Annotated in this window: 19 protein-coding genes; 12 read left to right on the top strand and 7 right to left on the bottom strand. The window is 62.7% G+C overall.

The window, feature by feature from the left end; genetic code table 11:
• Positions 1-237 precede the first annotated feature (237 nt).
• The 4 genes from LDN82_RS06290 (at position 238) to LDN82_RS06275 (ending at position 5,578) form a co-directional block, all read left to right on the top strand.
• Positions 238-1,428, top strand: a complete 1,191-nt coding sequence (locus LDN82_RS06290; protein ID WP_224166775.1) for an ROK family transcriptional regulator — start codon at positions 238-240, stop codon at positions 1,426-1,428.
• A 129-nt stretch (positions 1,429-1,557) separates the two neighbouring features.
• Entirely contained in the window at positions 1,558-3,114 is a 1,557-nt protein-coding gene (mmsA, locus tag LDN82_RS06285) for a multiple monosaccharide ABC transporter ATP-binding protein (RefSeq protein ID WP_224091501.1), read from the top strand.
• Positions 3,115-3,158: 44 nt separating this feature from the next.
• Complete coding sequence (gene mmsB, locus LDN82_RS06280; protein WP_224091500.1) at positions 3,159-4,427, top strand: multiple monosaccharide ABC transporter permease; 1,269 nt, start codon at positions 3,159-3,161, stop codon at positions 4,425-4,427.
• Positions 4,428-4,480: 53 nt separating this feature from the next.
• Positions 4,481-5,578, top strand: coding sequence for a sugar-binding protein (locus tag LDN82_RS06275; RefSeq protein WP_224091499.1), 1,098 nt, complete (start codon positions 4,481-4,483; stop codon positions 5,576-5,578).
• A 96-nt stretch (positions 5,579-5,674) separates the two neighbouring features.
• On the opposite strand, the gene LDN82_RS06270 is transcribed toward LDN82_RS06275, so the two are convergent.
• Positions 5,675-7,201: a pectate lyase gene (locus LDN82_RS06270; RefSeq protein WP_224166774.1), complete on the bottom strand. Its 1,527-nt coding sequence runs from the start codon at positions 7,199-7,201 to the stop codon at positions 5,675-5,677.
• Between the two features lie 300 nt (positions 7,202-7,501).
• On the opposite strand from LDN82_RS06270, the gene LDN82_RS06265 reads away from it, so the two are divergent.
• On the top strand, positions 7,502-8,929 hold the full coding sequence (locus LDN82_RS06265) for an FtsX-like permease family protein (RefSeq protein ID WP_224166773.1): 1,428 nt from the start codon (positions 7,502-7,504) through the stop codon (positions 8,927-8,929).
• 2 nt (positions 8,930-8,931) lie between these two features.
• Positions 8,932-9,624 (top strand): ABC transporter ATP-binding protein, encoded by a 693-nt coding sequence (locus LDN82_RS06260; protein WP_224166772.1) that lies wholly within the window; start codon positions 8,932-8,934, stop codon positions 9,622-9,624.
• On the opposite strand, the gene LDN82_RS06255 is transcribed toward LDN82_RS06260, so the two are convergent.
• Genes LDN82_RS06255 through LDN82_RS06245 form a run of 3 tightly spaced genes read right to left on the bottom strand, consistent with a single transcriptional unit; the run spans position 9,602 to position 12,611 of the window.
• Positions 9,602-10,783 carry an ABC transporter permease gene (locus LDN82_RS06255; protein WP_224166771.1) on the bottom strand — a complete coding sequence of 394 codons (1,182 nt, stop codon included), beginning with the start codon at positions 10,781-10,783 and terminating at the stop codon, positions 9,602-9,604. The genes LDN82_RS06260 and LDN82_RS06255 overlap by 23 nt on opposite strands.
• On the bottom strand, positions 10,780-11,502 hold the full coding sequence (locus tag LDN82_RS06250; protein ID WP_224166770.1) for an ABC transporter ATP-binding protein: 723 nt from the start codon (positions 11,500-11,502) through the stop codon (positions 10,780-10,782). The genes LDN82_RS06255 and LDN82_RS06250 overlap by 4 nt, the downstream gene beginning before the upstream one ends.
• Positions 11,503-11,513: 11 nt before the next feature.
• Positions 11,514-12,611 carry an efflux RND transporter periplasmic adaptor subunit gene (locus LDN82_RS06245; RefSeq protein ID WP_224166769.1) on the bottom strand — a complete coding sequence of 366 codons (1,098 nt, stop codon included), beginning with the start codon at positions 12,609-12,611 and terminating at the stop codon, positions 11,514-11,516.
• A 139-nt stretch (positions 12,612-12,750) separates the two neighbouring features.
• On the opposite strand from LDN82_RS06245, the gene LDN82_RS06240 reads away from it, so the two are divergent.
• Positions 12,751-13,821 carry a Gfo/Idh/MocA family oxidoreductase gene (locus LDN82_RS06240; RefSeq protein ID WP_224166768.1) on the top strand — a complete coding sequence of 357 codons (1,071 nt, stop codon included), beginning with the start codon at positions 12,751-12,753 and terminating at the stop codon, positions 13,819-13,821.
• A gap of 78 nt (positions 13,822-13,899) precedes the next feature.
• Here the strand turns inward: LDN82_RS06240 and LDN82_RS06235 are convergent, their stop codons facing one another.
• A complete protein-coding gene (locus LDN82_RS06235) occupies positions 13,900-14,340 on the bottom strand; it encodes a DoxX family protein (protein ID WP_224091487.1) in 441 nt (146 codons plus the stop codon).
• Between the two features lie 156 nt (positions 14,341-14,496).
• Between LDN82_RS06235 and LDN82_RS06230 the strand changes: the two genes are divergently transcribed.
• Entirely contained in the window at positions 14,497-15,597 is a 1,101-nt protein-coding gene (locus tag LDN82_RS06230) for an FAD-dependent oxidoreductase (protein ID WP_224166767.1), read from the top strand.
• A 58-nt stretch (positions 15,598-15,655) separates the two neighbouring features.
• Here LDN82_RS06230 and LDN82_RS06225 read toward each other — a convergent pair whose 3' ends face one another.
• Positions 15,656-17,875 (bottom strand): NADP-dependent isocitrate dehydrogenase, encoded by a 2,220-nt coding sequence (locus LDN82_RS06225; RefSeq protein WP_224166766.1) that lies wholly within the window; start codon positions 17,873-17,875, stop codon positions 15,656-15,658.
• Between the two features lie 320 nt (positions 17,876-18,195).
• Here LDN82_RS06225 and LDN82_RS06220 point away from each other — a divergent pair, with 320 nt between their 5' ends.
• Entirely contained in the window at positions 18,196-19,197 is a 1,002-nt protein-coding gene (locus LDN82_RS06220) for a hypothetical protein (RefSeq protein WP_224166765.1), read from the top strand.
• A gap of 103 nt (positions 19,198-19,300) precedes the next feature.
• On the opposite strand, the gene purH is transcribed toward LDN82_RS06220, so the two are convergent.
• Positions 19,301-20,971 (bottom strand): bifunctional phosphoribosylaminoimidazolecarboxamide formyltransferase/IMP cyclohydrolase, encoded by a 1,671-nt coding sequence (gene purH, locus LDN82_RS06215; protein WP_224166764.1) that lies wholly within the window; start codon positions 20,969-20,971, stop codon positions 19,301-19,303.
• 177 nt (positions 20,972-21,148) lie between these two features.
• On the opposite strand from purH, the gene LDN82_RS06210 reads away from it, so the two are divergent.
• From LDN82_RS06210 to LDN82_RS06200, 3 genes are read left to right on the top strand one after another with little or no spacing between them, the layout of a single operon-like run.
• Positions 21,149-22,096, top strand: a complete 948-nt coding sequence (locus LDN82_RS06210) for a BadF/BadG/BcrA/BcrD ATPase family protein (RefSeq protein WP_224166763.1) — start codon at positions 21,149-21,151, stop codon at positions 22,094-22,096.
• Positions 22,071-23,030 (top strand): N-acetylmuramic acid 6-phosphate etherase, encoded by a 960-nt coding sequence (gene murQ / locus LDN82_RS06205; RefSeq protein WP_224166762.1) that lies wholly within the window; start codon positions 22,071-22,073, stop codon positions 23,028-23,030. The genes LDN82_RS06210 and murQ overlap by 26 nt, the downstream gene beginning before the upstream one ends.
• A 50-nt stretch (positions 23,031-23,080) precedes the next feature.
• A complete protein-coding gene (locus LDN82_RS06200; RefSeq protein WP_224166761.1) occupies positions 23,081-24,433 on the top strand; it encodes an MFS transporter in 1,353 nt (450 codons plus the stop codon).
• The last annotated feature ends 40 nt before the right edge of the window (positions 24,434-24,473 follow it).

Below are 24,473 nucleotides of genomic sequence, written 5' to 3'. Positions count from 1 at the left end.
CGGGTACCGGACCGGTGAGGGCCGGAAGTCTTCTTTGTTTCCAGAGTAGGCCTGTGGTCTTACACGTGGAGCGGGGCATTTAGACCCGGAGGCGGGCGAAGCGGGACGCATTGCACGCAGATCAGGCCACACAACCAGAGGGATGTGGGACTTCTTGCGTTGGAGTATGTCGGGGAAGCTTGACTGCTTGTGTTCACTTCTTGACTACAAGGTGGCTTTTGGGGCAATCTTCTTGTCATGCCCGCTACGCAGCGCTCAACGAAGAGCCAACCACGAAAACCCGGCTCGCAGTCCGCGCTCCGGCACTTGAACCAGCAACGGATTATCGAGTGCTTGTTGAGCGGGCCGTCTACGCAGGCCGAGCTTTCAAGGCAGACCGGGCTCTCCACTGCCACCGTGTCCAACATTGTGAAAATCATGCAGGACGCAGGCCTCGTTTCCACCGAGCCAACCACTAGCTCCGGACGCCGCGCGACCAACGTGAGGTTGAACAGCAACGGTGCGGTCGCCGTCGGAATCGACTTCGGCCGACGCCACCTGCGGGTGGTTCTGGCCTCCCTCGGATATCACGTCATCGCAGAGGATTTCATCGAACTTCCACTGGGCCACCATGCGGAGGAAGGTATCGCCGCCGCAGTCCGGTTACTGGGGAGATTGCTCGCCGAAAACGGCATCGATCCAAGCGCTGTGGTGGGAGCCGGCGCGGGTATCCCTGGTCCGATCGACCGTAGATCGGGCACGGTGGCGCAAGGTGCCATCCTGCCCGAATGGGTGGGGATCGATATCCTGCATAGGCTTGAGGAAGCCCTGAATTGTCCCGTATTTGTTGATAATGACGCCAATCTTGGCGCCCTCTCGGAGGTGACGTGGGGACCTCATAGCGGCGTCTCCAACCTGATGTTCCTCAAGATCGGATCCGGTATTGGTTCGGGCCTGATTCTGAACGGCGTGCCCTACTACGGGAACGTGGGCATCACGGGAGAAATCGGCCATGCGACCATCCACGAGCACGGGCTGATGTGCCGGTGCGGCAACCGCGGCTGCCTCGAAACCATCGCCTCCACCACCACCATGATCGAGCTGCTGGGCAGGGGCAAAGAGACATCGCTGACGCCCCAGGACATTGTCCGGAATTGCCTCGCAGGTGACTCCGCAACCCAACGCGTGGTGGATGATGCCGGCCTTGCCGTGGGGCGCGCCTTGGGCAACGTGGCCAACCTGATCAACCCTGAAGTGATCGTCGTCGGCGGGCCCCTGGCGGGCCTTGGCGACCTCCTTCTCAACCCCATCCGCAGGGGCCTTGTTCGTCACGCTGTACCCGTGGTGGGCGAAACAACGCACCTCGCAATGTCGTCCTTGGGAGCACGTGCCGAAGCGCTTGGCGCGGCTGCCTTGGTGTTCCAACAAGCTGGAATTACGGGTAGGTAACGAAATCGTTAGCTGGTTCTTGTGTTCAAGTCTTGACGACAAGATAGGTGATCCAGTTTACTTTTTCATCAGACAGCTCCGCCATTCGGGGAGCGACAACGAAGTCATGCATTGGAGGCGTAAGGGCTGATGACAACCCCTGACACGCAAGACGAACCCATCCTCTTGGAGATGCGCTCGATCACGAAGGAATTCCCCGGCGTGAAGGCTTTGTCGAATGTGAGCCTGCGCGTAAAGGCCGGCGAAATCCACGCAATCTGTGGCGAAAACGGCGCCGGAAAATCCACGCTGATGAAGGTTCTTTCCGGGGTCTACCCCTACGGCAGCTACACGGGAGACATCGTGTACATGGCCGAAACGCAGCAATTCAAGGACATCCGCGCAAGCGAAGCCGCGGGCATCGTCATCATCCACCAGGAACTGGCGTTGATCCCGGAGCTTTCGATTACCGAGAACATCTTCCTGGGCAACGAGCCCAGCAAGTGGGGAATCATCGACTGGGCAGAAGCCCGGAAACGTTCCATTGAACTGCTGGCCAGGGTTGGCCTCCGTGAGGATCCGGACACCCCCATCAAGGAACTTGGCGTCGGCAAGCAGCAGCTGGTGGAAATCGCCAAGGCGCTGAACAAGTCCGTCCGCCTGCTGATCCTGGACGAGCCCACAGCGGCCCTGAACGAATCGGACTCCCAGCACCTGCTGGACCTGATCCTGGGCCTGAAGGGCAAGGGCATCACCTCGATCATCATTTCCCACAAGCTCAACGAGATCGAACAGATTGCCGATGAGATCACCATCATCCGTGATGGCAAGTCGATCGAGACACTGAACGTCAAGCGGGATGGCGTTGACGAGGACCGCATCATCAAAGGCATGGTGGGCCGGACGCTTGAGTCCCGGTTCCCGGACCATGAGCCCAAGATCGGTGAGATCTTCTTCGAGGTCAAGGACTGGACCGTCGGCCACCCGCAGATCCAGGACCGCCTGATCTGCAAGGGCTCCAACTTCTACGTACGCCGCGGCGAGATCGTGGGCTTCGCAGGACTCATGGGGGCCGGCCGCACCGAACTTGCCCGTTCCCTGTTCGGGCACTCCTATGGCCGCTACATCAAGGGACAGGTTTACAAGGACGGCAAGCCGGTCAACCTCCGCAGCGTCCGGGCGGCCATCGACGCCGGCTTGGGCTACGTCACGGAAGACCGGAAGTCCCTGGGCCTGAACCTGCTGGATGACATCAAGACCACCACGGTAGCCGCGAACCTCCGGGCGATCAGCAAGTACACAGTGGTGGACGACCGCAAGGAGTTCTCGGTGGCAGAGGAGTACCGAAAATCCCTGCGCACCAAGACCCCGTCCGTGGAGGAAGGCGTCGCCAAGCTCTCCGGCGGAAACCAGCAGAAAGTGGTGCTGGCCAAATGGATGTTCACCGATCCGGATCTCCTGATTCTTGACGAACCCACGCGGGGAATCGACGTCGGCGCCAAGTATGAGATTTACGGCATCATCCAGCGGCTGGCGAACCAAGGCAAGGGAGTGATTGTCATTTCCTCGGAGCTTCCTGAGCTCCTGGGCCTGTCCGATCGCATTTACACCATTTTTGAAGGCGCCATCACCGGTGTCCTGGACAAGAACGAAGCTAGCCAGGAAAGCCTGATGAAACTCATGACCTCCGCCCGCAAGACGGCCTGACCGTTGGCCCAGACTCACCCCTTCCTGACACAAGGACCAAAACAATGAACGCGCTCAAGAAGCTATTTGGTGGCAATACCCGCCAGTTCGGCATGATCTTCGCCCTGGTGGCACTTATCGTCTTCTTCCAGATCTTCACCGAGGGCCGGACGCTGACCCCGGGCAATGTGATCAACCTGTTCAACGGCAACTCCTACATTCTGATCCTGGCCATCGGCATGGTCCTGGTGATTATCGCCGGCCATATTGACCTGTCCGTGGGTTCCGTGGCCGCATTTGTGGGTGTTTCCGTAGCCCTCGCGATCCGGGACTGGGGCATCCCCTGGTACATGGGTGTGCTGTTCGGACTGGTGCTCGGTGCAATCATCGGTGCCTGGCAAGGATTTTGGACAGCATATGTGGGCATCCCCGCCTTCATCGTGACGCTGGCAGGCATGCTCCTGTTCCGTGGTTTCAACCAGTTCGTAGGCAAATCCAACACCATCCCTGTTCCCAGCGACTTCCAGTACCTGGGCTCGGGCTACCTGCCGGAAATTGGGCCAAACACGGGCTTCAACAACCTCACCTTGTTGTTGGGCATCGTGGCCGCGGCGTTTGTTGTCATCATGTCCCTGCGGGCCCGCGCTACCAACAAAGCCCTCGGCGCCGACGTTCCCGAGCTCTGGGTTGAGGTCACCAAGCTGGTGCTGATCTGCGGTGCCATCCTCTACGCCACGTACCTCTTCGCCACCGGCCGCCCCGGAACCTCCTTCCCAATCCCCGGTTTGATCCTGGCCGTGCTGGTCCTGATCTACGGTTTCATCGCTGACAAGACCGTCCTTGGCCGCCACGTCTACGCTGTTGGTGGTAACCGGCACGCAGCAGAACTGTCCGGTGTGCAGTCCAAGAAGGTCAACTTCATGGTCATGCTCAACATGTCCGTCCTTGCAGGCCTCGCCGGCATGATCTTCGTTGGCCGATCCACCGCATCCGGCCCCTTTGACGGCGTCGGTTGGGAACTGGACGCAATCGCAGCCGTGTTCATCGGTGGCGCCGCAGTTACCGGCGGCGTTGGCACCGTGATCGGCTCGATCGTCGGTGGCCTGGTGATGGCCGTGCTGAACAACGGCCTCCAGCTCCTGGGCGTAGGCGCCGACCTCACCCAGATCATCAAGGGCCTGGTGCTCCTGGCCGCCGTAGCCTTCGACGTCTACAACAAGATCCAAGGCAAGCGGTCCATCACCGGCCTGTTGATGAAGAACTTCCAGCGCAACAACGACATCAAGCCGGACGAGACCACGTCCACCAAAGAGGTCATCTCCAAGGAAGCCTGACCGGTTTCCGCCTGACTCGCTCCACCCCACCCACACAGAAAGTGAACCAAGATATGCGAATGTTTGGTAAAGCAGGAAAGGCAGCAGCAGTCGCTGCCATCGCGGCACTGGCGCTGACAGCCTGCGGCCGCTCTGACAGCGGCTCAAGCAGCAGCACTGCTGGCGGGGAAGCGTTCCCCAAGGACTCGATGATCGGCGTCGCCCTTCCGCAGAAGACCAGTGAAAACTGGGTCCTCGCGGAGAAGCTGTTCAACGACGGCCTCAGCGGCGCCGGGTTCAAGCCCGACGTCCAGTTCGCCAACGGCGGCGTGTCCGAGCAGCAGAACCAGATCAGCGCCATGGTCACCAAGGGTGCAAAGGTCATCATCGTTGGCGCAATCGACGGCGCCCAGCTGGGTACGCAGCTCAAGCAGGCCAAGGACTCCGGCGCCACGGTCATTGCTTATGACCGTTTGCTCCTGAACACGGAGAACGTGGACTACTACGTGGCGTATGACAACTTCAAGGTCGGTGTGCTGCAGGGCCAGGCCCTGCTGGATGGACTGAAGGCCAAGAAAGCTTCCGGCCCGTACAACATCGAGCTCTTCGCTGGTTCCCCGGATGATGCCAACGCCAAGGTCTTCTTCGACGGAGCCATGAGCGTCCTGAAGCCGAAGATCGACGACGGAACCCTGAAGGTACTCTCCGGCCAGACCACTTTCGAGCAGGCTGTTACCCAGGGTTGGAAGGGCGAAAACGCGCAGAAGCGTGCGGACACCCTCTTGGCAGGCAGCTACACCTCGGCCCCGCTGGACGGCGTACTGTCCCCGAACGACCTCTTGGCACGCTACATCCTGAACTCGGTCAAGGCCGCAGGAAAGCCGACGCCGGTCATCACCGGCCAGGACTCCGAGGTTGAGTCGGTCAAGTCGATCATGGCTGGCGAGCAGTACTCCACCATCAACAAGGACACCCGCAAGCTGGTTGAGCACGCCATCACCATGGTGAAGGACCTGCAGGCCGGCAAGCAGCTGGAAATCAATGACAAGGATTCTTACAAGAACGGTGTCAAGACTGTTCCGGCTTACCTGCTCCCGCCGCAGATCGTGACGGCAGCGAACGTCAAGACGGCTTACGTCGACGATCCGGTTCTCGGCCCGATCACCAAGTAGCACCGATCACCAAGTAACAGCTAGCTCCAAGTAACAGCAGAGCCCCGGTCCGCCAGCAGGCGGGCCGGGGCTTTCGCTTTGCCTGAACTGTAGGGGCTACTTCCCCTCTTGGACCTTGATCACCCCGGGTCCCGAAAAGTTCAGCACTGCCTTGCGGACTGCGTCCGGCGATTTCAGCGTCCGGTACTCGTAGTTATCCGAAGGTGACCAGCCGACGTCGGACGTAAAGTCACGCTGGGCCCATTCGGGTACGTCGGTGCCTGACTCAGCCGCGGCGGCTACCGCTTCCGCCTTGCGTTCGTCAAAGGAGTCTTGGGCGATGGCTTCCAGGTTGACGGGCTCACCGTTGAACCAGGAACCGGTATCACTGAACATATTGCCGTTGTAGCTGGTGACGGTTATGGATTCATCGGCCTCCGGCCCGGAGTAGTCAAAGGCGTTGTACTCGGAGAAGATCCGGGAATCGTAGCCCGCGCCGATGAAGTAGCTGGTGCCGCCCTGCTCCTGACTAATCATGGGATAGTCCGGGTCCTTGCTACTGCCGACGAAGTAGTTGTTCAGAACGTGCACCTGGCCGAAGCGGACGCGGGGACCACGCTGTTGGGTGTTCTCGAAGAGGTTCGAAATGAAGCTTACGCGCAGCTTTCCGCCGTCCTTGTCCACATGCTCGTCACCGGATCCCAGAAGGCTCGTCTTGTCGTGGTCCTTGAGTTGGCTGTTGGAGATCGTGACGAAGTCTGTTCCGTCCTTCAAATCCAGCAGGCCGTCGTGGCGGATGACGGGCTCGTTCTTGAAGTCCTTGGGCGCCTCGCTGTCAGGATAGCGGCCGTCTGTCACCAGGACATGGTCAATCCAGATGTGGTCCGAGGTTACGGCGGACAAGCAGTCGAAGCGGGCGTTCCAGGCGCCGTCGCCGTCGTCGGGAGACCACGTGGTGAACCAGTCCACGGGGGATTCAATGCTCAAGTTCCGAATCACCACGTTGCTGGCAACGTTCATGATCACGTTGGCTCCCACCAGCCCGGAGTCGTCGTCCAGTCCCAGCAGCGTGGTGTTGCTCGGAAGGTTCACCTCGATCTGCCGCTTCATGGCGTTGCTGCCCTGTTGACGCAATTGCCTCATTTGCTTGCAGTACGGGAACGCTTGGTCGCTCCAGGTCTTGCCATTGTCCAGAAAACAGCTCATGTACTTCTGGATGTTGTAGCCGGGAGCGTAGTCCTGCTCGCCAAGGATCTTTCCGTCAGGGGCTTCGTTACCGTTGATGGTCCCCCGGATGTAGATGATTTTGGGTGCCTTGGGGTCGCCGTTATTCAGCGTGGCTGCCTTGAGTTCTGCCAAGGTGCTCACCACGTGAACGTTCTCCGACGGGGCGTCGGACCCACCGTTGGTCCCCGGGCCGGCCGGGGTGCTGCCAACGGAGGCCCAACCTGTGGGAGCTGAATCGTGTATTGAGACTGTGGGCGAACCGTGCAGATCAACCGGTTCGGCGCTGCTCGGGGGCGCGCTTGCCAGCGTTGCCGCCAGCGCGATGCCTGCTACTGCTGCCACCGTGGCTGGAAGTCGCCGTAACGGGCGGTTCGGGAATCGGGAGTGAAGGTTGTTCGGGGATGTTGTGGACGTCATTGGCCTGTTTTCCGGCACGCCAAAGAGCACATGCCTGGTAGCGGGAATGGGCGATTCGACTAACTGCTTTTCCTTGCCCTCACTGCGAGAAAGCGCTTTCTCAAGGGGCTGTCCTATTATGCCTGTGCAGCTCGTCACGCTGTCAAGAGGTCGTTCGGAATCCGGACCTGCCTGACCTCCGCACATTTCACAGCCCACACATAGCTTCGGCAGGCTTCCCGCACAGCAGCGCTCAGCAGTGTTGGACCTGCAGCCCGCGAGCCAGCGGTCTGCGGAACCCAGCAGGTCCAAAGGAGAAACGTGAGCGTCCTTGCCCGAAGCGTAGGCAATGCCTTCCGCAACAAAATCAGAACGGCCGCGGTAGTCGCTGTGCTGGCCGTAGCGATCGGCCTGGCGTTGGCCATGCTTGTCGCCAACCAGGCCGTGGGTGCCAAGGTCCAGGAGCTCAATGCTTCCGTGGGCACCACCCTGACAGTGAATCCGGCTGGTGGGCAGGGCTTCGAAGGTGGCGGCGAACCGCTCACCGCTGCTCAAGCGCAGACGGCAGCCTCGGTCACCAACGTGACGTCCGTGGTGGGTACCAAGGCGCTGCGTCTGCAAACGGCGACGGCAGAAACAGGCACCACCGAGCAAGCCGTTCAGGGCGGTTTCGGTCCCGGCGGGCAGCAGGCCAGCGTCACCACCAACCTCACGGCAGCCATCGATGCAGGCACCCTCGGCAACCGCAACGGCTCCACCACCAACACCGGAGGTGCGGGCACCGCCCAACGGGTTCGCACCCTTCCTATTACGGCCACGGGCATCGGCGCCGAGGTCGACAGCACCGGCAAGGCCTTGGACATCACCAGCGGCACGGGCTTGGGCGACTACGCCACGGCCCAGGCAAAAGCGCTGGTAGGAACGACGCTGGCCGAGAAGAACAGCCTTACGGTCGGCTCGACGTTCACCATCCAGGACAAGACCTTCACGGTGGCGGGCATCTTCGACGCCGGAACCGCCTTCGGCAACAACGCCGTGTACGTGACATTGCCCGAGGCCCAGACGCTGGCGGGTACCCCTGACGAGCTCTCCACGATGATCGTCACGGTCAACAGCATGGAAAACGTCGACAGCACCAAGACGGCCGTCCAGGCCGCGTTGGGAACCGGCAAAGCAGACGTCACCCAAGGCCAACGCAACCTCGAAACCGCGGTCAGTTCGCTGGACAGCGTCAAGAACATCTCCCTGGTCGCGTTCATTGCTGCACTCGCTACCGCCGGACTCATCATCCTGCTGATCATGGTGATGCTGGTCCGGGAACGCCGCCGCGAAATTGGCGTGCTGAAGGCCATCGGTGCCCGGAACCGCACTATCGGCCTCCAGTTCGTCCTGGAATCGCTGGTACTTGTGGCTTTGGGCAGCGTGGTGGGTGCCGCCATTGCATCGCTCGCCAGCGGCAGTATCGCGTCCGCGCTGATCAGTTCCAACACAAGCACGACGGCGGCCCCAGCCACCCAGCGCGCGGGCGGCTTCGGCGGTGGAGGGTTCGCCGGTGGAGGTTTCGCCGGCGGCCAGGGCGGTCCGTTCGGCGGGGCCTCCCAATTGCTCACTTCCGTCACTGCGAGCGCCTCCCCCGGCGTCATCGCTGCAGGCATCGCCGCGGTCTTCGCGGTGGCCATCATCGGCGCATTGGTCCCGGCCTTGCTGACCGCCCGCATCCGTCCCATCGAAGTACTCCGAGGAGAATAGCCGTGATTGAAGTCAAGGACCTGGTCCGTCAGTTCAAGTCCGGTGACAGGACCATCAAGCCTGTCAATGGTGTGAGTTTCCAGCTGGAGAAGGGATCTCTTGCTTCCATCGTCGGCAAGAGCGGCAGCGGCAAAAGCACGCTGTTGTCGCTCCTGGGTGCGCTGGACAAACCAACCAGCGGAGACGTCGTCGTGGATGGCGTCAGCCTGGCGGGACTGCCGGACAGGAAGCTGACCGAGTACCGCCGTCGTGATATCGGCTTCGTGTTCCAACAATTCAACCTGATCCCGAACCTCAGCGCCGTGGACAACGTCATGCTGCCCATGGAGTTCGCCGGGGTCCGGAAGGCTGCGCGGCTGAAGCGCGCCAAGGAATTGCTGGAGCAGGTGCAGTTGGATCCGGAAAAGCAGTCGCGCCGGATCAACCGCCTTTCCGGTGGCGAGCAGCAACGCGTCGCGATCGCCCGGGCACTGGCCAACGAGCCCAAGCTGATCCTTGCCGATGAGCCCACGGGAAACCTGGATGAGCAGACCGGCGAGCACATCATTGAGCTGCTGAGCTCACTGAGCCGGGACCATAACACCACCATTCTGGTTGTCACCCACGACCGGAGCCTGGCCCAAAAAACGGAACGCTGTTTCCGGCTTCAGCAGGGCCGGCTCACGGAGGAGGTCAAAAGCGGATTGCATCGATGACCTTGACGCGCACCGCCACGAGCGCCGGGATGGCTCCGGCGAGTGCGCCCACAAGGACAGCCGCGCCAAGGCCCAGGAGCGCTGCGTCTACGGGGAAGGACGGATATTCGGTCAGGCCGGGCGCTACCTTTGACTCGATCCAAGGGTTCTTCACCACTGCGACAGCCAGCATGACGCCTGCTATTCCGGCAACCGCCGTGGCTACGACGGATTCCATCATGACGCCGAAGAAGATCCGGCCGGACGTCGCACCGAAACTGCGTCGGATGCCGATTTCCCTTACCCTGTAGCGCACGGTGACCATGGAAATGTTGAGCATTCCCACTGCCCCGAGCAGGAGCACCAGTCCGGCTACGCCGCCCACAATCCACTGTGCCGGTCCCAGCGGATCACCGTAGGCGGCGAAGTCGACGCGTTGGGCTTGAACGTAGTATCCCGGGAACTGTCCCTGCAGGTCCGCCGAGATGGCGGCGGTCAGTGCGGCGGCCTGTTCCTCCCCCACCCAGATCTTGAACTCGGACATATCAGCTTGCATACCGGTCATTGCCGCAGCGTTGGTGAGGATGAACGCGGATGGAGGAGAGTCGGGCCAGGTATCGGGAACGACGCCGATAATCACCGCCGTTGCCGGCTGGTCACCTGGGATGGTGACGGTGGGGTTGGTGGCCAGGTTGGGCCTGCCCGCTTGGTTGTAAAAGCCTTCGGAGACCACGACGGCGGGTGCGAGCCTTTGGTCGTCGTCGGCGGCGAACCACGTCCCTTGCGTGAGGGGCACGCGGTGTATGGTGCCATACCCGATGTCCACGATGGTCATGTTCACGGTGGTCACGCCGCGGGGAAACTGGAAGCCCGCCTGGGTGCGGCCCACATGTGCAGACGTGGTGATGCCGTAACGCTGCTGGATTCCTTCGTAGGCTTTCTCCAGTTTTTCGGCATCGGGAGCGGTCGGGCCGTTGACGCCCAGCGTCAACGTTGCCACGCGGCCTCCATCGCGTTCGGACTGCACTTTGATCCCTTCGCGTACCAGGCTGCCGAGGCCCACCACGGATGTCAGCGCAGCAACAGACAAGGCGACCCCAAGGAGGGCCAAGAGTATCCGCACCTTGTTGATCCGGAGTTCCTGCCAGGCTTCCACCAGCGTGGACATGAAGCCGGTCATGCGCTGACTCCTGCTGTTTCGGCAAGTGCCAGCGGGGTCAGTACGCCCGAGTCCAATCGATAGCAGGCACGGGCCAGTGCCGCCACATTGGTATCGTGCGTGATGATCACCAGTGCGGCCGCTGTTTCCGTGGCCACGGTGTCCAGCAAGGCCATGACAGCCTGACCGGTTTCCACGTCCAATGCGCCTGTTGGTTCATCGGCAAGGATGAGCCGTGGCCTGCGGACCAAGGCGCGTGCGATGGCAACGCGTTGCTGTTCACCGCCGGACAGCATGTTTGGCATGGTGTTGGCTCGGGCGGCCAATCCAACGCGGTCCAACATGTCCATGGCCAGTTCGCGGCGGCGCCAAAACTCCCTGCCCTTGGCGTAAAACAAGGGAGTGATGACGTTGTCCAAAGCATTGCGTCCCGGCAACAGATTGAACTGCTGGAACACGAAGCCAACTGTGGAACCACGCAGGCTGGCGCGGGCGTTGCTGCTCAACCGGTCCGCAGGGCTGCCGAGGAATTCCAGTTCACCGGACGTGGGGACATCCAGTAGCCCCAAGAGGTTGAGCAGTGTCGACTTTCCGCATCCTGACCGGCCGACAATGGCCGTGTGGTCACCGCTCTGGACCTCAAGATCGACGCCTCGGAGGATATGCAGTTGCTGCTCGTCCGGCAGCGTCACGGAACGGGTCACTGAGCGGAGGCTGACGAGGGTTTCGTTGGTGCTCATCGCGTCCATGCTTAACCCGCCGGAATGTAGGTGCCCTGCCCAGGGCCCATCATGGGGTCCGGGGCAGCCGGAGCGCCTGGCACGAACTCGAGGACCTGCTCGCCCTCGGTCAAGCCGGACGTCACTTCAACTACGTTGCCATCATTCAAACCAAGCTGTACGGTGCGCTCCTCCGGAGCAGCCCCGCTCCCTCCTGCGCCCGCAATCCAGACGATGCCGTCCTTCACGCTGCCCTTCACCGAGGTCAGCGGAACCGTCACCACATCGGCGGCGACGCCCGCACTGACGGTCATGGTCGCGCCAAGTCCGGCAAAGACTTCATGCCCAGCCGGGATGGCGCAGCTCAGCGTTCCCGTGGGCGTGCCACCGTCCTGCGACTGGCCGCCGCCCCCACCGGGGATTGCGACTGCCCCGCCGACACCCATGCCAGCACCTCCGCCTGTGGACGACAAACCACCCGAGGTGCCTCCGCCGTCGTCGGACGCGTTGTTCTTGAGCGTCACCTCGGTGCACTGGAACGGTGCCGGCCCGCCAACCAAAGCGATCTCTGCCGGGCCGGGCTTGCCGAGCAGGCGGTACTGCTGGGCGGCCGTGACCGAGCCGGCCACGGTGTACGTTCCGGGGTCGATCTTGCCGACACTTTCCCCGACGCTCACCTGCTGGTCGATCAGCGTGGTCAGGGACTGCAGGGTACCGCTGCTGGGTGCCAGGACGTCGAAGTAGTCATATACAGGCTTGGGCGCCGAGGACATTCCGTCCTTCGATGGCTGCGCGGATGTCACAGCGCGTTCTGCTTTGACCTGGAACAGGGCGTCGCCCCTGGCCACAGTGGCGCCTTGCTCCACGAAGACCTTGATGACCTTGCCAGCCGATGTGCTCCGTATGGCTTCAGCGGCGTCGCTCTGAACGGTGCCCTTGATTTCCACAGTATTAGTGACAGTTGCACGGGTGGCCGGGACCACCGGTATGTCCACTTGCGCCAAGGGCGCGGGCCCGGAATCAGATGGCTTAAGGCCGTCTACGAAAGCGATCTTGACCAAAGCCACCGCAATTATTGCGAAAACCACCAGCCAGGAAACCGGCAAAATGACGCGCCGAAAAATACCCATCCCTGCTCCATTTCGGTAACTCCCCACAGAACCTCTGCGAGGGATGATTCCCTCAGCCTAGGCGAGGAATATAGTTTGGCCTGACATTCGGGCGACTCGACAGAATGCTTACAGTGTCGGAAATGAGAGGATGACAGGCATGACTCTCCCTATCGCCAAGCCGTGGCTGTCCACCCAGACCAACCAGGATCCCCGTGCTGCAACCGGCCAGCGTTTGCGATGGGGAGTCGTGTCCACAGGCAACATCGCCAACAGTGTTTCCCTGGACCTTTCCCTGCTGGAGGACGCGGAACTCTACGCCGTGAGCTCAAGGACCCAGGCTGCCGCGGACGCTTTTGCGCACACACTTGGTTTCGCCAAGGCGTACGGGAACGACGCCGGTGTCCCCGGCTACGAGCGACTGTTCGAGGATCCCGCCGTCGACGTGGTTTACGTGGCCACACCCCACGCACAGCATTTCCAGATCGCCGCGGCGGCCATGCGTGCAGGCAAACATGTGCTCTGCGAGAAAGCACTCACCATCAACGCCCGCGAAGCCACCGAGCTGGTGAGGCTGGCCCGCGAGCACAAGGTGTTCTTCATGGAGGCAGTCTGGAGCCGCTTCCTGCCAAGCATGCAGCGCGCCTTTTCCATTGCGGCGTCAGGGGAAATCGGGCACACCCAGTGGGTCAGCGCGGACCTGGGCTTCCCTGCACCCTACGATCCATCCGCCCGCATCTGGGCACTCAACGACGGAGGCGGGGCACTGCTGGACATCACCGTCTACCCGTTGCTCTGGGCCTTGGGAACGCTGGGCTTCCCACAGTCAGTGACCGCGATCGGCACGCTGAACGAGGACGGCGTGGACACCCAGAATGCGCTGACGCTCGGTTACGCCAGCGGCGCCCAGGCGCAATTAACCTCTTCCCTGACGGCCCACGGTCCACGCACTGCCACGGTGGCGGGCGGGCTCGGGTATCTGCAGACGGTGGGCTCGGTGAACAACCCCCGGGAACTGCTGATCCGTGTTGGTTGGGATGAGCCGCGGCATGAACGATTCGATGTGGTGGGCGTCGGCTACACCTACGAACTCCGCGAAGTGACACGGTGCATTCAACAGGGCCTGCTGGAGAGCCCGGTCATGCCGCTGGAGGACTCCATCAACGTCATGCGCTTGTTCGACGGCGTGCGGTCTCAACTGGGTATCCGGTACCCGAACGACGCGCGGTGAGGTTACCGCGTTCGGCGTGTGCCGCCGTCGGGAGTTAACCCGGCTGTATTAACGTCGCTGGCCTTGACGCCACTGGCCTTAGCGACGTTGGCCGATCGGCTGCCTGGCCAGCTTGCGGTCCAGCGACCAGGCGCCGGGCCCGAGGAACACGAACGCCACTGAAATCGCGACGTAGACGATCAGGAGTTCGGCATTGACACCGGACTTGTCCGTAAGCAGCGGCTTGCCGGCTTCCGTGACGAACCAGATGCCGGCGAACATGATTGCCGCAAGGAAACCGGCCACCCTGGTCAGGGCCCCGAGGACCAGGAGCAGCCCCAGTCCAATCTCCCCTGCGATGACCAGCCAGGCAACGATCTCGGGCTTCTGCACGCCCATGGCAGCAACCGACGCAGCGAAGGCGGCGTGACCGGCAACGAACTTTTGGATGCCATGCACCATGATCAGTGCGCCGAACACCACGCGCAGGATCGTGACGCCGCGGGCAGAGGACTTGGGAGACGGGTGAAGGAATTTCACGGGTCCCAATCTTCCATGCCTTTGCGACGAGCGCCAACCCAAGTAAGTAGCAGCAGATGCCGTTTTGAGCGCTCAAAAGGGCATCTGCTGCGACCTGGTTGCACGGGTGGGGGCAGAATGGAACCTGATAGTGGGCCGAGGGTGGATGGAGCTGGCATGGTGGACGTCGTAGTTGTTGGCGGAGGAGCAATGGGATCGGCCGCCGCGTGGCAGTTGGCCCGGAGCGGTAAGTCCGTGGTCCTGCTGGAGCAGTTCGAGGCCGGTCACCACATCGGTGCCTCCCACGGCGCCACGCGCAACTTCAACACCGCCTACGCCGAGGCCGACTACCTGGACCTCCTCGCCGAGGCCAAGACCCTGTGGGACGAACTCGCTGCGGAAACAGGGGCGCCGCTGCTGGACCTGGTGGGGCTGGCGAACCACGGCAACGTCGAGCGGCTCCGGACCGTCCAAGCGGCCCATCAGGAACGCGGCATCGAAAGCTACTTCATCTCAGCCGATGAGGCCATGGACCGATGGCAAGGCATGAACTTCGCCACCGATGTGCTCTTCGTTCCCGGATCCGGACGGGTCCGTTCAGCCAATGCACTGGTGGCACTTCGAACGGCCGCCGAGTCCCATGGCGCCATCTTCAAATACTCGACGCCGGTCCGCGACATCCGCGTCGACGGTGCCGAAAGCGTGGTGGTCGTGACGGACGAGACCGAGTACACAGCCAACCGGGTGGTGGTCACCGCCGGCGCCTGGACGAACAAGGTCCTCGGCGACCACGCGAAGCTACCGCCACTGGTTGTTACCCAGGAGCAGCCTGCCCACTTCACCCCCGTGGACAACACGCTCGTGTGGCCAAGCTTCAACCACACCCCGGATTTTGACGATCCCGCGTACGAGTACTGGTACAGCCCTGTCTACGGCATGCTCACCCCCGGCGAGGGCGTCAAAGCGGGCTGGCATGGCGTCGGCCCCGTGATGGATCCGGACGAGCGCACGTTCCAGCCCATACCCGAGCAGCTCGACGCCTTGGTGCGTTACGCGCAAGAGTGGCTTCCCGGCGTCGACCCTTCAACGGCGGTTCCCATCAGCTGCACGTACACCACCACGCCCACGGAGGACTTTGTGCTGGACCGTTTTGGCCCACTGGTGGTGGGCGCCGGGTTCTCCGGGCACGGTTTCAAGTTCACGCCGGCTATCGGCCGGGTGCTGAAAGACATCGTCGACGGCGGTGTGGCGCCTCAGCGTTTCCTGGCCGACCGTTAGGAATATGTAGACAGATAATGCCCCCAAGACCGGGTCTCAGGGGCATTATCTGTAATGACTAGCTCAGGGTCGCGACGACCTTGTTGAACGTGGCCGACGGGCGCATGATCTCTGCGGCCTTGGCAGCGTCCGGACGGTAGTAACCGCCCAGATCGACGCCGGGACCCTGGACTGCGTTCAGCTCGCCGACGATGACTTCCTCGTTGGAGGTCAGGGCTTCAGCGATGGCTGCGAAGTCCTTGGCCAGCTCGGCGTCCTCAGTCTGCTTGGCCAGTTCCTGTGCCCAGTACATGGCCAGGTAGAAGTGGCTTCCACGGTTGTCCAGCTCGCCAACGCTGCGGCGCGGGGACTTGTTTTCCAGCAGGAAGGTACCCGTGGCGCGGTCCAGCGTGTCGGCAAGGACCTGGGCGCGGGCATTGCCCGTGGTGGTGGCAAGGTGCTCGAAGCTGACGGCCAGGGCAAGGAATTCACCCAGGCTGTCCCAGCGAAGATGGTTTTCCTTGACCAGCTGCTGGACGTGCTTGGGAGCGGAGCCACCGGCGCCGGTCTCGAACAGGCCGCCACCGTTGATCAGCGGAACGATGGAGAGCATCTTGGCGCTGGTGCCGAGCTCGAGGATCGGGAACAGGTCCGTGAGGTAATCGCGGAGGACGTTACCGGTGACGGAGATGGTGTCCTCGCCCTTGCGGATGCGCTCCAGGGTGAAGGCTGTTGCCTCCTCCGGGGACATGATCTCGATCTGCAGGCCCTCGGTGTCGTGGTCCTTCAGGTACTCGTTGACCTTGGCGATGAGGTTGGCATCGTGCGCACGGCCCTTGTCCAGCCAGAAAACGGCCGGGGTCTGGGAAGCGCGGGCGCGGGTAACGGCCAGCTTGACCCAGTCGCGGATCGGGACATCCTTGGTCTGGCATGCGCGCCAGATGTCGCCCGGGGATACCTGGTGCTCGGTGAGGACGTTACCCTTGCTGTCCACGAGCTGGACGGTTCCGGCTGCCTCGATTTCGAAGGTTTTGTCGTGGCTGCCGTATTCCTCGGCTGCCTGCGCCATGAGGCCCACGTTGGGCACGGTGCCCATGGTGGTTGGATCGAACGCGCCATTGGCACGGCAGTCGTCCAGGACTACCTGGTAGACGCCGGCGTAAGAGCTGTCCGGGATGACGGCGAGCGTGTCCGCTTCCTTGCCGTCCGGGCCCCACATGTGGCCGGAGGAACGAATCATGGCCGGCATGGAAGCGTCAACGATGATGTCGGACGGAACGTGCAGGCTGGTGATGCCCTTGTCCGAGTCCACCATTGCCAACGCAGGTCCGTCTTCGAGGCCCTTGGTGATGGCTGCCTTGACGCCTTCGCGGACGTCTTCCGGCAGGTCTTCCAGACCGCTGAGGATGGCTGCGAGACCGTTGTTCGGGCTGATGCCTGCGGCTGCGAGCTGCTTGCCGTAAGTATCGAAAAGCTCCGAGAAGTAAGCCTTGACCACGTGGCCGAAGATGATGGGGTCCGAGACCTTCATCATGGTGGCCTTCAGGTGTGCGGAGAAGAGGATGCCCTCTTCCTTGGCACGGGCAACCTGTGCCTTCAGGAACTCGTCCAGGGCGTCTGCGCGCAGAACGGTAGCGTCCACAACTTCACCGGCCAGGACGGGGAAGTCCTTCTTGAGGACCTTGGTGCTGCCGTCTTCGCGGACCAGCTGGATGCTGAGGGAATCGTCAGCCTTGAGCACAACGGATTTCTCGTTGGAGCGGAAATCATTCTGGCCCATGGTGGCAACGTTGGTCTTGGAATCGGCAGACCAAGCACCCATGGAGTGCGGGTTCTGACGGGCGTAGTTCTTCACCGACAGCGGTGCGCGGCGGTCAGAGTTGCCTTCACGCAGCACCGGGTTCACAGCGGAGCCCTTGATTTTGTCGTAGCGCGAGCGGATGTCCGTCTCGGTGTCCGAGGAGGGGTTGTCCGGGTAGTCCGGGAGGGCGTAGCCCTGGGCCTGGAGCTCGGCGATGGCAGCCTTGAGCTGCGGCACTGAGGCGCTGATGTTGGGCAGCTTGATGATGTTGGCTTCCGGCTGCTTTGCCAGTTCGCCAAGCTCAGCAAGGGCGTTGCCCGTGCGCTGCTCTTCAGTCAGGAAATCGCCGAAAACGGCGATGATGCGGCCGGCCAGCGAAATATCGCGGGTCTCGACCTCCACACCTGCGGTCGAGGCATACGCTTCCACAATCGGCAGGAATGAGTAGGTAGCCAGCATCGGCGCTTCGTCTGTGTGGGTATAGATAATCTTGGCCATTGGCGGGGTTCTCCCTGAAAGTCTGCAGATTTCAACATCTCTAAACTTACCCGAGTAGACCGGATTGGCGGCTCTTCGTGTCCGGGATCACGTGTTCGTTACCGCGCGGGAAAGCGATTTACCCCCCACGGTGGCCGTGCCGCCTGAGCTGCCGACCGGCGTCGTGCAGTGCTCCCCGCCGTGTGACAAGAAGTGAAAGCAAAATATCACAAACTATGAAATAACTCTTTACAAACTTGTCATACGTTGGGTAGCTTCGATTCCGTCAGTCGGCGGTCGCCATCACTGGCCGCCCCACTCCCTCGATAGGTTGGAAAAACGTGACAAAAACCAAGACCCTGGCCACAAGCCTGCTGAGTCTGTCCGCTGCCGCAATCCTTGCCCTGGTTGGAACCACCAGCGCGAATGCGGCCCCCGCCAAGGACATCGACTCCAGCGGCGTTGCGGTCAGCAGCCATGTAGCGTCAGACAACGGCGCCGCAGACTACTGGACCCCGGAACGCATGAAGAACGCCAAGTCCGGCGACATCCTCGCCAACAAGGCACTTGACCGCGGCCGGCTCCTCAACCTCGGAAAAGCCCCGGTCACCGAAGCCCCGGGCGCCCTTAAAAGCATAGAGGGCCAGCAAGCCTCCACCGACTCCAAGACCATCGACCGGAAGGTGAACCAGAGCGAAACGCCCGTAAAGCACATCGGCAAGATCTTCTTCACCCTCGGCGGCTCCAACTACGTCTGCTCCGGCAACTCCGTGACAGCAGCCAACAAGAGCACCGTGTCCACGGCAGGCCACTGCGTCAACGAGGGACCCGGCGCCTACGCCACCAACTTCGTGTTCGTACCCGCCTACCTCAACGGCTCCGCACCCTATGGCAAGTGGACAGCAAGGGCGCTGTACTCCCCCACCCAATGGGCATCCAACGGCAACATGCAGTACGACACCGCCTTCGCCGTCATGAACACCCTCAACGGCCAGCGGCTCGCCGATGTCGTAGGCTCCTCCGGTGTCCAGTTCAACGCCGCCCGCGGCCTGAGCTACAAGTCCTTCGGCTACCCGGCGGCTGCTCCGTTCAACGGCGAATCGCTCAAGAGCTGCTCCGGCACCGCCACCAACGATCCCTACAACCCGCAGTTCGCCACCCAGGGAATCCCTTGCAACATGACCGGTGGTTCCTCGGGCGGTCCTTGGTTCATCGGCAACAGCTCCGGCGGTTACCAGAACTCGGTGAACAGCTACGGCTACGGCAGCAACTCCAACACGATGTATGGCCCGTACTGGGGCTCCGTCATTCAGTCCACCTACACCACGGCGGCGGCTTCATAACAGCCTTCTTAGCGCGACCTTGTTAACAACGACGGCGGCCGTCCCCTACCCGGGGACGGCCGCCGTTGCGTTTCACTGGCTTTGGGCTGTTGCCCGCCGTTGTTTAGTGGAAGAAGTGGCGTGCACCGGTGAAGTACATCGTGATGCCTGCAGCGTTGGCTGCGGCAATGACTTCCTCATCGCGGACAGAACCGCCAGGCTGGACCACGGCGCGAACGCCGGCGTCGATCAGGATCTGCAGGCCATCAGCGAACGGGAAGAATGCATCCGAGGCTGCAACGGCACCGCGTGCGCGCTCAGGTGCGTTGGTCGCGTCGGCGTTCGAAGCGCCGCCAGCACCTTCGACGTCGGACTCCACCGTGACGCCCAGCGTGTTGGCGCGCTCGACGGCAAGGCGGCAGGAGTCCAGGCGGTTGACCTGGCCCATACCGATGCCCACAGCGGCGCCGTGATCTGCGATCAGGATCGCGTTGGACTTGGCGGCGCGGCAGGCAGTCCAGGCGAACGCGAGGTCCGCGAGGGTTGCTTCATCGGCGGCTTCACCGGCTGCGAGGGTCCAGTTGGCGGGGTTATCGCCGTCGGCGTCCACCTTGTCGCTCATCTGAACCAGCACGCCACCGGAGACCTGGCGCATTTCGGAGGGGTAGCGGCCGTAGCCCTCAGGCAGGGCAAGCAGTCGGATGTTCTTCTTCTTGGAAAGAATCTCCACGGCTTCCGGCTCAAAATCCGGAGCAATGACAACCTCGGTGAAGATGTCGGCAACCGTGCGGGCCATGACAGCCGTGACGGTGCGGTTCGCGGCGATCACGCCACCGAAAGCGGAAACGGGGTCGCAGGCGTGGGCCTTCGCGTGGGCGTCAGCGATCGGATCTGCAGCGTCGGCGGAACCGACAGCGACACCACACGGGTTGGCGTGCTTGATGATCGCAACGGCGGGCTCGGCGAAGTCGAACGCAGCACGGAGGGCGGCGTCGGCGTCGACGAAGTTGTTGTAGCTCATGGCCTTGCCGTGCAGCTGGTCAGCCTGCGCGATGCCGGCCGGAGCAGCCTTGTCCACGTAGAGGGCAGCCTGCTGGTGCGGGTTCTCGCCGTAGCGGAGGACCTCGGAACGCTCCAAGGACAGACCGGCGTAGGCAGGCCAGTCGATGACGCCGTCGCCGTCTTCATCAAGGAACTGGCTGGCGGTCCAGGTTGCCACAGCGTTGTCATAGCTGGCCGTGTGAGCAAAGGCCTTGGCGGCCAGGCGGCGACGCGTGTTCAGGTCGAAACCGCCTTCTTGTGCCGCAGCAACCACTGCGCCGTAGAAGTTCGGGTCCGTGACAATGGCGACGGCGGCGTGGTTCTTCGCGGCCGAACGCACCATCGCGGGGCCTCCGATGTCGATCTGCTCAACCACCTCGTCCTGTGCTGCGCCGGACTTCACGGTCTCGACGAACGGGTACAGGTTCACCACGACGAGATCGAACGTCTCGATCTCCATACCGGCGAGGGTTTCCATGTGGGCCGGGACGCGACGGTCGGCCAGGATGCCGCCGTGCACACGCGGGTGCAGGGTCTTGACGCGGCCGTCCAGCATTTCCGGGGAGCCGGTGACTTCTTCGACTTCCTTGACCGGGATGCCTGCGGCGGCGATCTTCTTGGCGGTGGAGCCGGTGGAAACAATGGCGACGCCGGCTGCGTGCAGGCCCTTCGCGAGCTCCTCCAGTCCCGTCTTGTCGTAAACCGAGATCAGTGCACGGCGGATGGGAACACGGTCAAGCTGCGTCAAGCTCACAAAAGTCTCCGTCTTAGTTCGCGTAAATGTCGCGGGTGGTGGGATACGGAGAGTTTATCGTGTTTCGTTGGCGCGCTCGTTTCGGGTCCTGGTTGGTCTTGCGTTGCGGAGCCCGGTCTGCGGCCCCATGCCCCACGTTTGCCACGCACAACAGGCCCCACAACATAGGGTTGAGCCATGGAAGCCACCGATGTCGTTCTCGCCGCCGATGTAGGGAAGAGCCGTTGCCGCGTGGAGCTGCGCAGCGGCACCGAATTACTTGGCGCGGCGGACCAGCACGGGTTCCCCGGAGTCCACATGGACAACGGCCCCACGATCGCTTTCGACCTCCTGCTTGAGACGGTCTCGATGCTTCCGCCCGGCCTGCCTGTGAGCACGTTGACGGGAATCGGCGCGGCAGTGGCCGGCGTCGAGGCTTCTGCGGAGAAGTCCCGTGAGCTGGCCTCCATGTTGTCGCAGCGCTTCGGCGTCCCGGCCGCTGTCCTTTCGGACGCCACCGCAGCCCAACTTGGAGCCCTCCAAGGCGCGCCCGGCACTACCCTGATCGTGGGTACGGGGGCGGTGGCCTTCCGGTTCGATGAAGCCGGCGTCCTTCATCGCGCCGACGGCTGGGGACCGTACCTGGGCGATCGTGGCAGTGGCCGTTGGATCGGCCAGCGGGGGCTTCAGGCAGTCTTGGAAGCGCACGACGGCGGCGCTGCCACTTCGCTTTCGGCTGCGGCAGGGGCTCTGGTGGACTCCCCGGAAATGCTCCCGGGATGGCTCGCGTCCGTCGAAAACCCGTACCGCGCCATGGCCCGGTTCGCGCCGCTGGTTCTGCACGCAGCGGAGGCGGGTGACGCCGTCGCGAATGTCATCGTGGACGAGGCTTGCCGCATCCTGACCAAGACCGTGCAGCTGGCCGCGGGCGGCGACTCCGGGAGCTCACGCCGTGTTGCCCTGCTGGGCGGAGTGGTCAGCTCCGGGTTCTTCGCGGAGCTCTTGCGGAAGTCCCTTGCTTCGGCTGGGATTGAGGTGGTGGCCCCGCTGGGCGATGGCTTGGACGGTGCTGCCCTCGCTGCGACGCGCCGCGGGCTCATCCAGGAAAGGTACATCCACCGTGACGGAACAAACTGGCCCGACTAGCCCCACTGACGCGGACAGGCTCGCCGGCCTGCGCACGGAACTCGCCGGGCTGGAGACCGAAGCCGCGGCCGAGAACCTGAGCGACCTGGACATCATGGGCACCGAGGAACTCGTCGCGGCCATGCTTGCCCACACTGCAGGAGTACACGCCGCGGTTGAGGCGGCGAGCCCTGCGATTGTGCAAACGGTCGACGCCGTTGCGGAGCGACTCCAGCGTGGAGGTCGCCTTCTCTATGTGGGGGCTGGAACGGCCGGGCGCCTGGGTGTGCTCGACGCGAGCGAGTGCCCACCGACGTTCGGCACCCCGCCGGGACTCGTCGTCGGACTTATCGCAGGTGGCGTCCAGGCGATCCAGAAGCCCGTTGAGTACGCCGAGGATAACGCGACCGCAGGCGCGCGCGACCTGCACGATATCAACGTGACGGAAGCGGACGCCGTCGTGGGTATTACGGCGTCCGGCCGGACACCTTACGTGATCGGCGCGCTGGAAGAGGCCCGGAAAAAGGGTGCGTTCACGGCGTCGCTGGCTTGCAACAAGGGTTCGGCTGTCAGCCATCTTGCGGATGTGGCGATTGAGGTAGTGGTGGGTCCGGAGTTCATTGCGGGCTCGACGCGACTGAACTCGGGCACGGCCCAGAAACTTGTCCTCAACATGATCAGCACGCTGGTGATGGTGAAGCTCGGCAAGACGTATGGGAACCTGATGGTTGACCTGCGGGCCACGAATGAGAAGCTTCTGGCCCGCTCGCAACGGACAGTGCAGCACGCGACCGGAGTGGACGCGCATGAAGCCGTGGCAGCACTGGACTCGGTCAACGGCTCGGTAAAAGCCGCCATCCTGGTGCTGCTCACCGGCATCGCACCAGCTCAGGCCAAGAGAGCTCTCGAAGAAGCCGGTGGTTACCTGCGAAGGGCGATTGAAAACCAGAAGTAACGCGAACATCGGTTTGGCCCGAGCGCATAAAGTTGCATGCAGGAGGGCAGATGAATACATACACAGCCGTGCCCAGCGGCGAACAAGTTGTGCAGGAACTGCCGTGGCGGTGGAAGGTCCAAGGCAGGATCTTCGTGATCGGTGGGCTCGGGTTCATGTTCGACGCCTGGGATGTGACGCTCAACGGCATCCTCATTCCCCTTCTGTCCAAGCATTGGTCCCTGCAGCCCGCTGACGCTGCGTGGATCGGTACGGCCAACCTGATCGGCATGGCTCTGGGCGCGTTTGCGTGGGGAACCATCGCCGACACCATCGGGCGCAAGAAGGCGTTCACGGCGACCCTCCTGATCTTCAGCATCTTCACCGTGCTCGGCGCCTTCGCCCCGGACATCGTGCGGTTCTGCATCTTCCGCTTCATGGCCGGGTTTGGGCTGGGCGGCTGCATCCCGGTGGACTACGCCCTCGTTGGCGAGTTCACGCCGCGCAAGCAGCGGGGCAAAGTCCTCACGGCGATGGATGGCTGGTGGCCCGTGGGCGCGGCTCTCTGTGGCTTCATCTCCGCAGGACTCGTTGCTGCCTTTGGCGACTGGCGGCTCACCATGCTGATTATGGTTCTGCCTGCGCTCCTCGTTTTCTGGGTGCGGCGTAGTGTCCCGGAGTCCCCGTTGTTCCTGATTCGGGCCGGCCGTCGGGCTGAGGCCGCGGCGGTGATTGATGGTTTGGTGGAAGCAACGGGCGCCTCACCCCGGGCGTACAGCCTGCCGGAACCCCAAGCCGCCCCCAGGCTCTCCCCCGGCAGCGCCTGGGAACAGCTGCGCAGGATCTGGACGTTCAATTGGAAAATCACCACTGCAGCCTGGGCCCTGTTCTTCAGCATCCTGTTGGTCTATTACCTGTCCCTGACGTGGATGCCCCGGATCCTCATTGGCGCCGGCTTCGAGGAGTACAAAGCCTTCGTCACCACAGCCGGGATGGCCGCCGTCGGGCTTTTGGGCGTGGTGGTCGCGGCACTGCTGGTGGAGCGGGTGGGCCGCAAGTGGATCCTCGCCATCACCGGTCCGCTTTCCGCGCTGACGTTGGTGATCGTCGCGTTTGTGGTGGACGTGCCGCAGGCCGCCGTGTTCTGGCTGTTGGTGTTCGGCTTCGTGGTCCAGGTGGCAATCCCGGTCCTCTACGCCTATGTGTCCGAGCTGTATCCCACGGAACTCCGGGGCTCAGGCTTCGGCTGGGCCTCGACGTTCTCCCGCATCGGCGCAGGCTTCGGGCCTTTGGTGTTCGCTTCGTTCTTCTGGCCCGAGTTCGGCTTGGCGCAGTCGTTTGCGATGGCCGGCGGGCTGGTGCTGCTCTCTGTGGTGTGGATGGCGTTCTTCGCTCCCGAGACGAAGCAGCGCGTGTTGCGTTAGCTTCCCCAACTAGGTCGCACTTAAGCGCGTTTAGAGACCG

Origin of the sequence: Arthrobacter sp. StoSoilA2 (assembly GCF_019977195.1) — a bacterium.
GTDB lineage: Bacteria > Actinomycetota > Actinomycetes > Actinomycetales > Micrococcaceae > Arthrobacter.
Note: the sequence above shows the minus strand (reverse complement) of the source record. Positions and strands in the feature narration are given on the sequence as shown.

What these genes read in the sequence shown, in the direction of transcription:
- LDN82_RS06290 (WP_224166775.1), top strand. Translation starts at nt 238, where the DNA reads ATGCCCGCTACGCAGCGCTCAACGAAGAGCCAACCACGAAAACCCGGC.
- mmsA (WP_224091501.1), top strand. Translation starts at nt 1,558, where the DNA reads ATGACAACCCCTGACACGCAAGACGAACCCATCCTCTTGGAGATGCGC.
- mmsB (WP_224091500.1), top strand. Translation starts at nt 3,159, where the DNA reads ATGAACGCGCTCAAGAAGCTATTTGGTGGCAATACCCGCCAGTTCGGC.
- LDN82_RS06275 (WP_224091499.1), top strand. Translation starts at nt 4,481, where the DNA reads ATGCGAATGTTTGGTAAAGCAGGAAAGGCAGCAGCAGTCGCTGCCATC.
- LDN82_RS06270 (WP_224166774.1), bottom strand. Translation starts at nt 7,201, where the DNA reads ATGACGTCCACAACATCCCCGAACAACCTTCACTCCCGATTCCCGAAC.
- LDN82_RS06255 (WP_224166771.1), bottom strand. Translation starts at nt 10,783, where the DNA reads ATGACCGGCTTCATGTCCACGCTGGTGGAAGCCTGGCAGGAACTCCGG.
- LDN82_RS06250 (WP_224166770.1), bottom strand. Translation starts at nt 11,502, where the DNA reads ATGAGCACCAACGAAACCCTCGTCAGCCTCCGCTCAGTGACCCGTTCC.
- LDN82_RS06245 (WP_224166769.1), bottom strand. Translation starts at nt 12,611, where the DNA reads ATGGGTATTTTTCGGCGCGTCATTTTGCCGGTTTCCTGGCTGGTGGTT.
- LDN82_RS06240 (WP_224166768.1), top strand. Translation starts at nt 12,751, where the DNA reads ATGACTCTCCCTATCGCCAAGCCGTGGCTGTCCACCCAGACCAACCAG.
- LDN82_RS06230 (WP_224166767.1), top strand. Translation starts at nt 14,497, where the DNA reads ATGGTGGACGTCGTAGTTGTTGGCGGAGGAGCAATGGGATCGGCCGCC.
- LDN82_RS06225 (WP_224166766.1), bottom strand. Translation starts at nt 17,875, where the DNA reads ATGGCCAAGATTATCTATACCCACACAGACGAAGCGCCGATGCTGGCT.
- LDN82_RS06210 (WP_224166763.1), top strand. Translation starts at nt 21,149, where the DNA reads ATGGAAGCCACCGATGTCGTTCTCGCCGCCGATGTAGGGAAGAGCCGT.
- LDN82_RS06200 (WP_224166761.1), top strand. Translation starts at nt 23,081, where the DNA reads ATGAATACATACACAGCCGTGCCCAGCGGCGAACAAGTTGTGCAGGAA.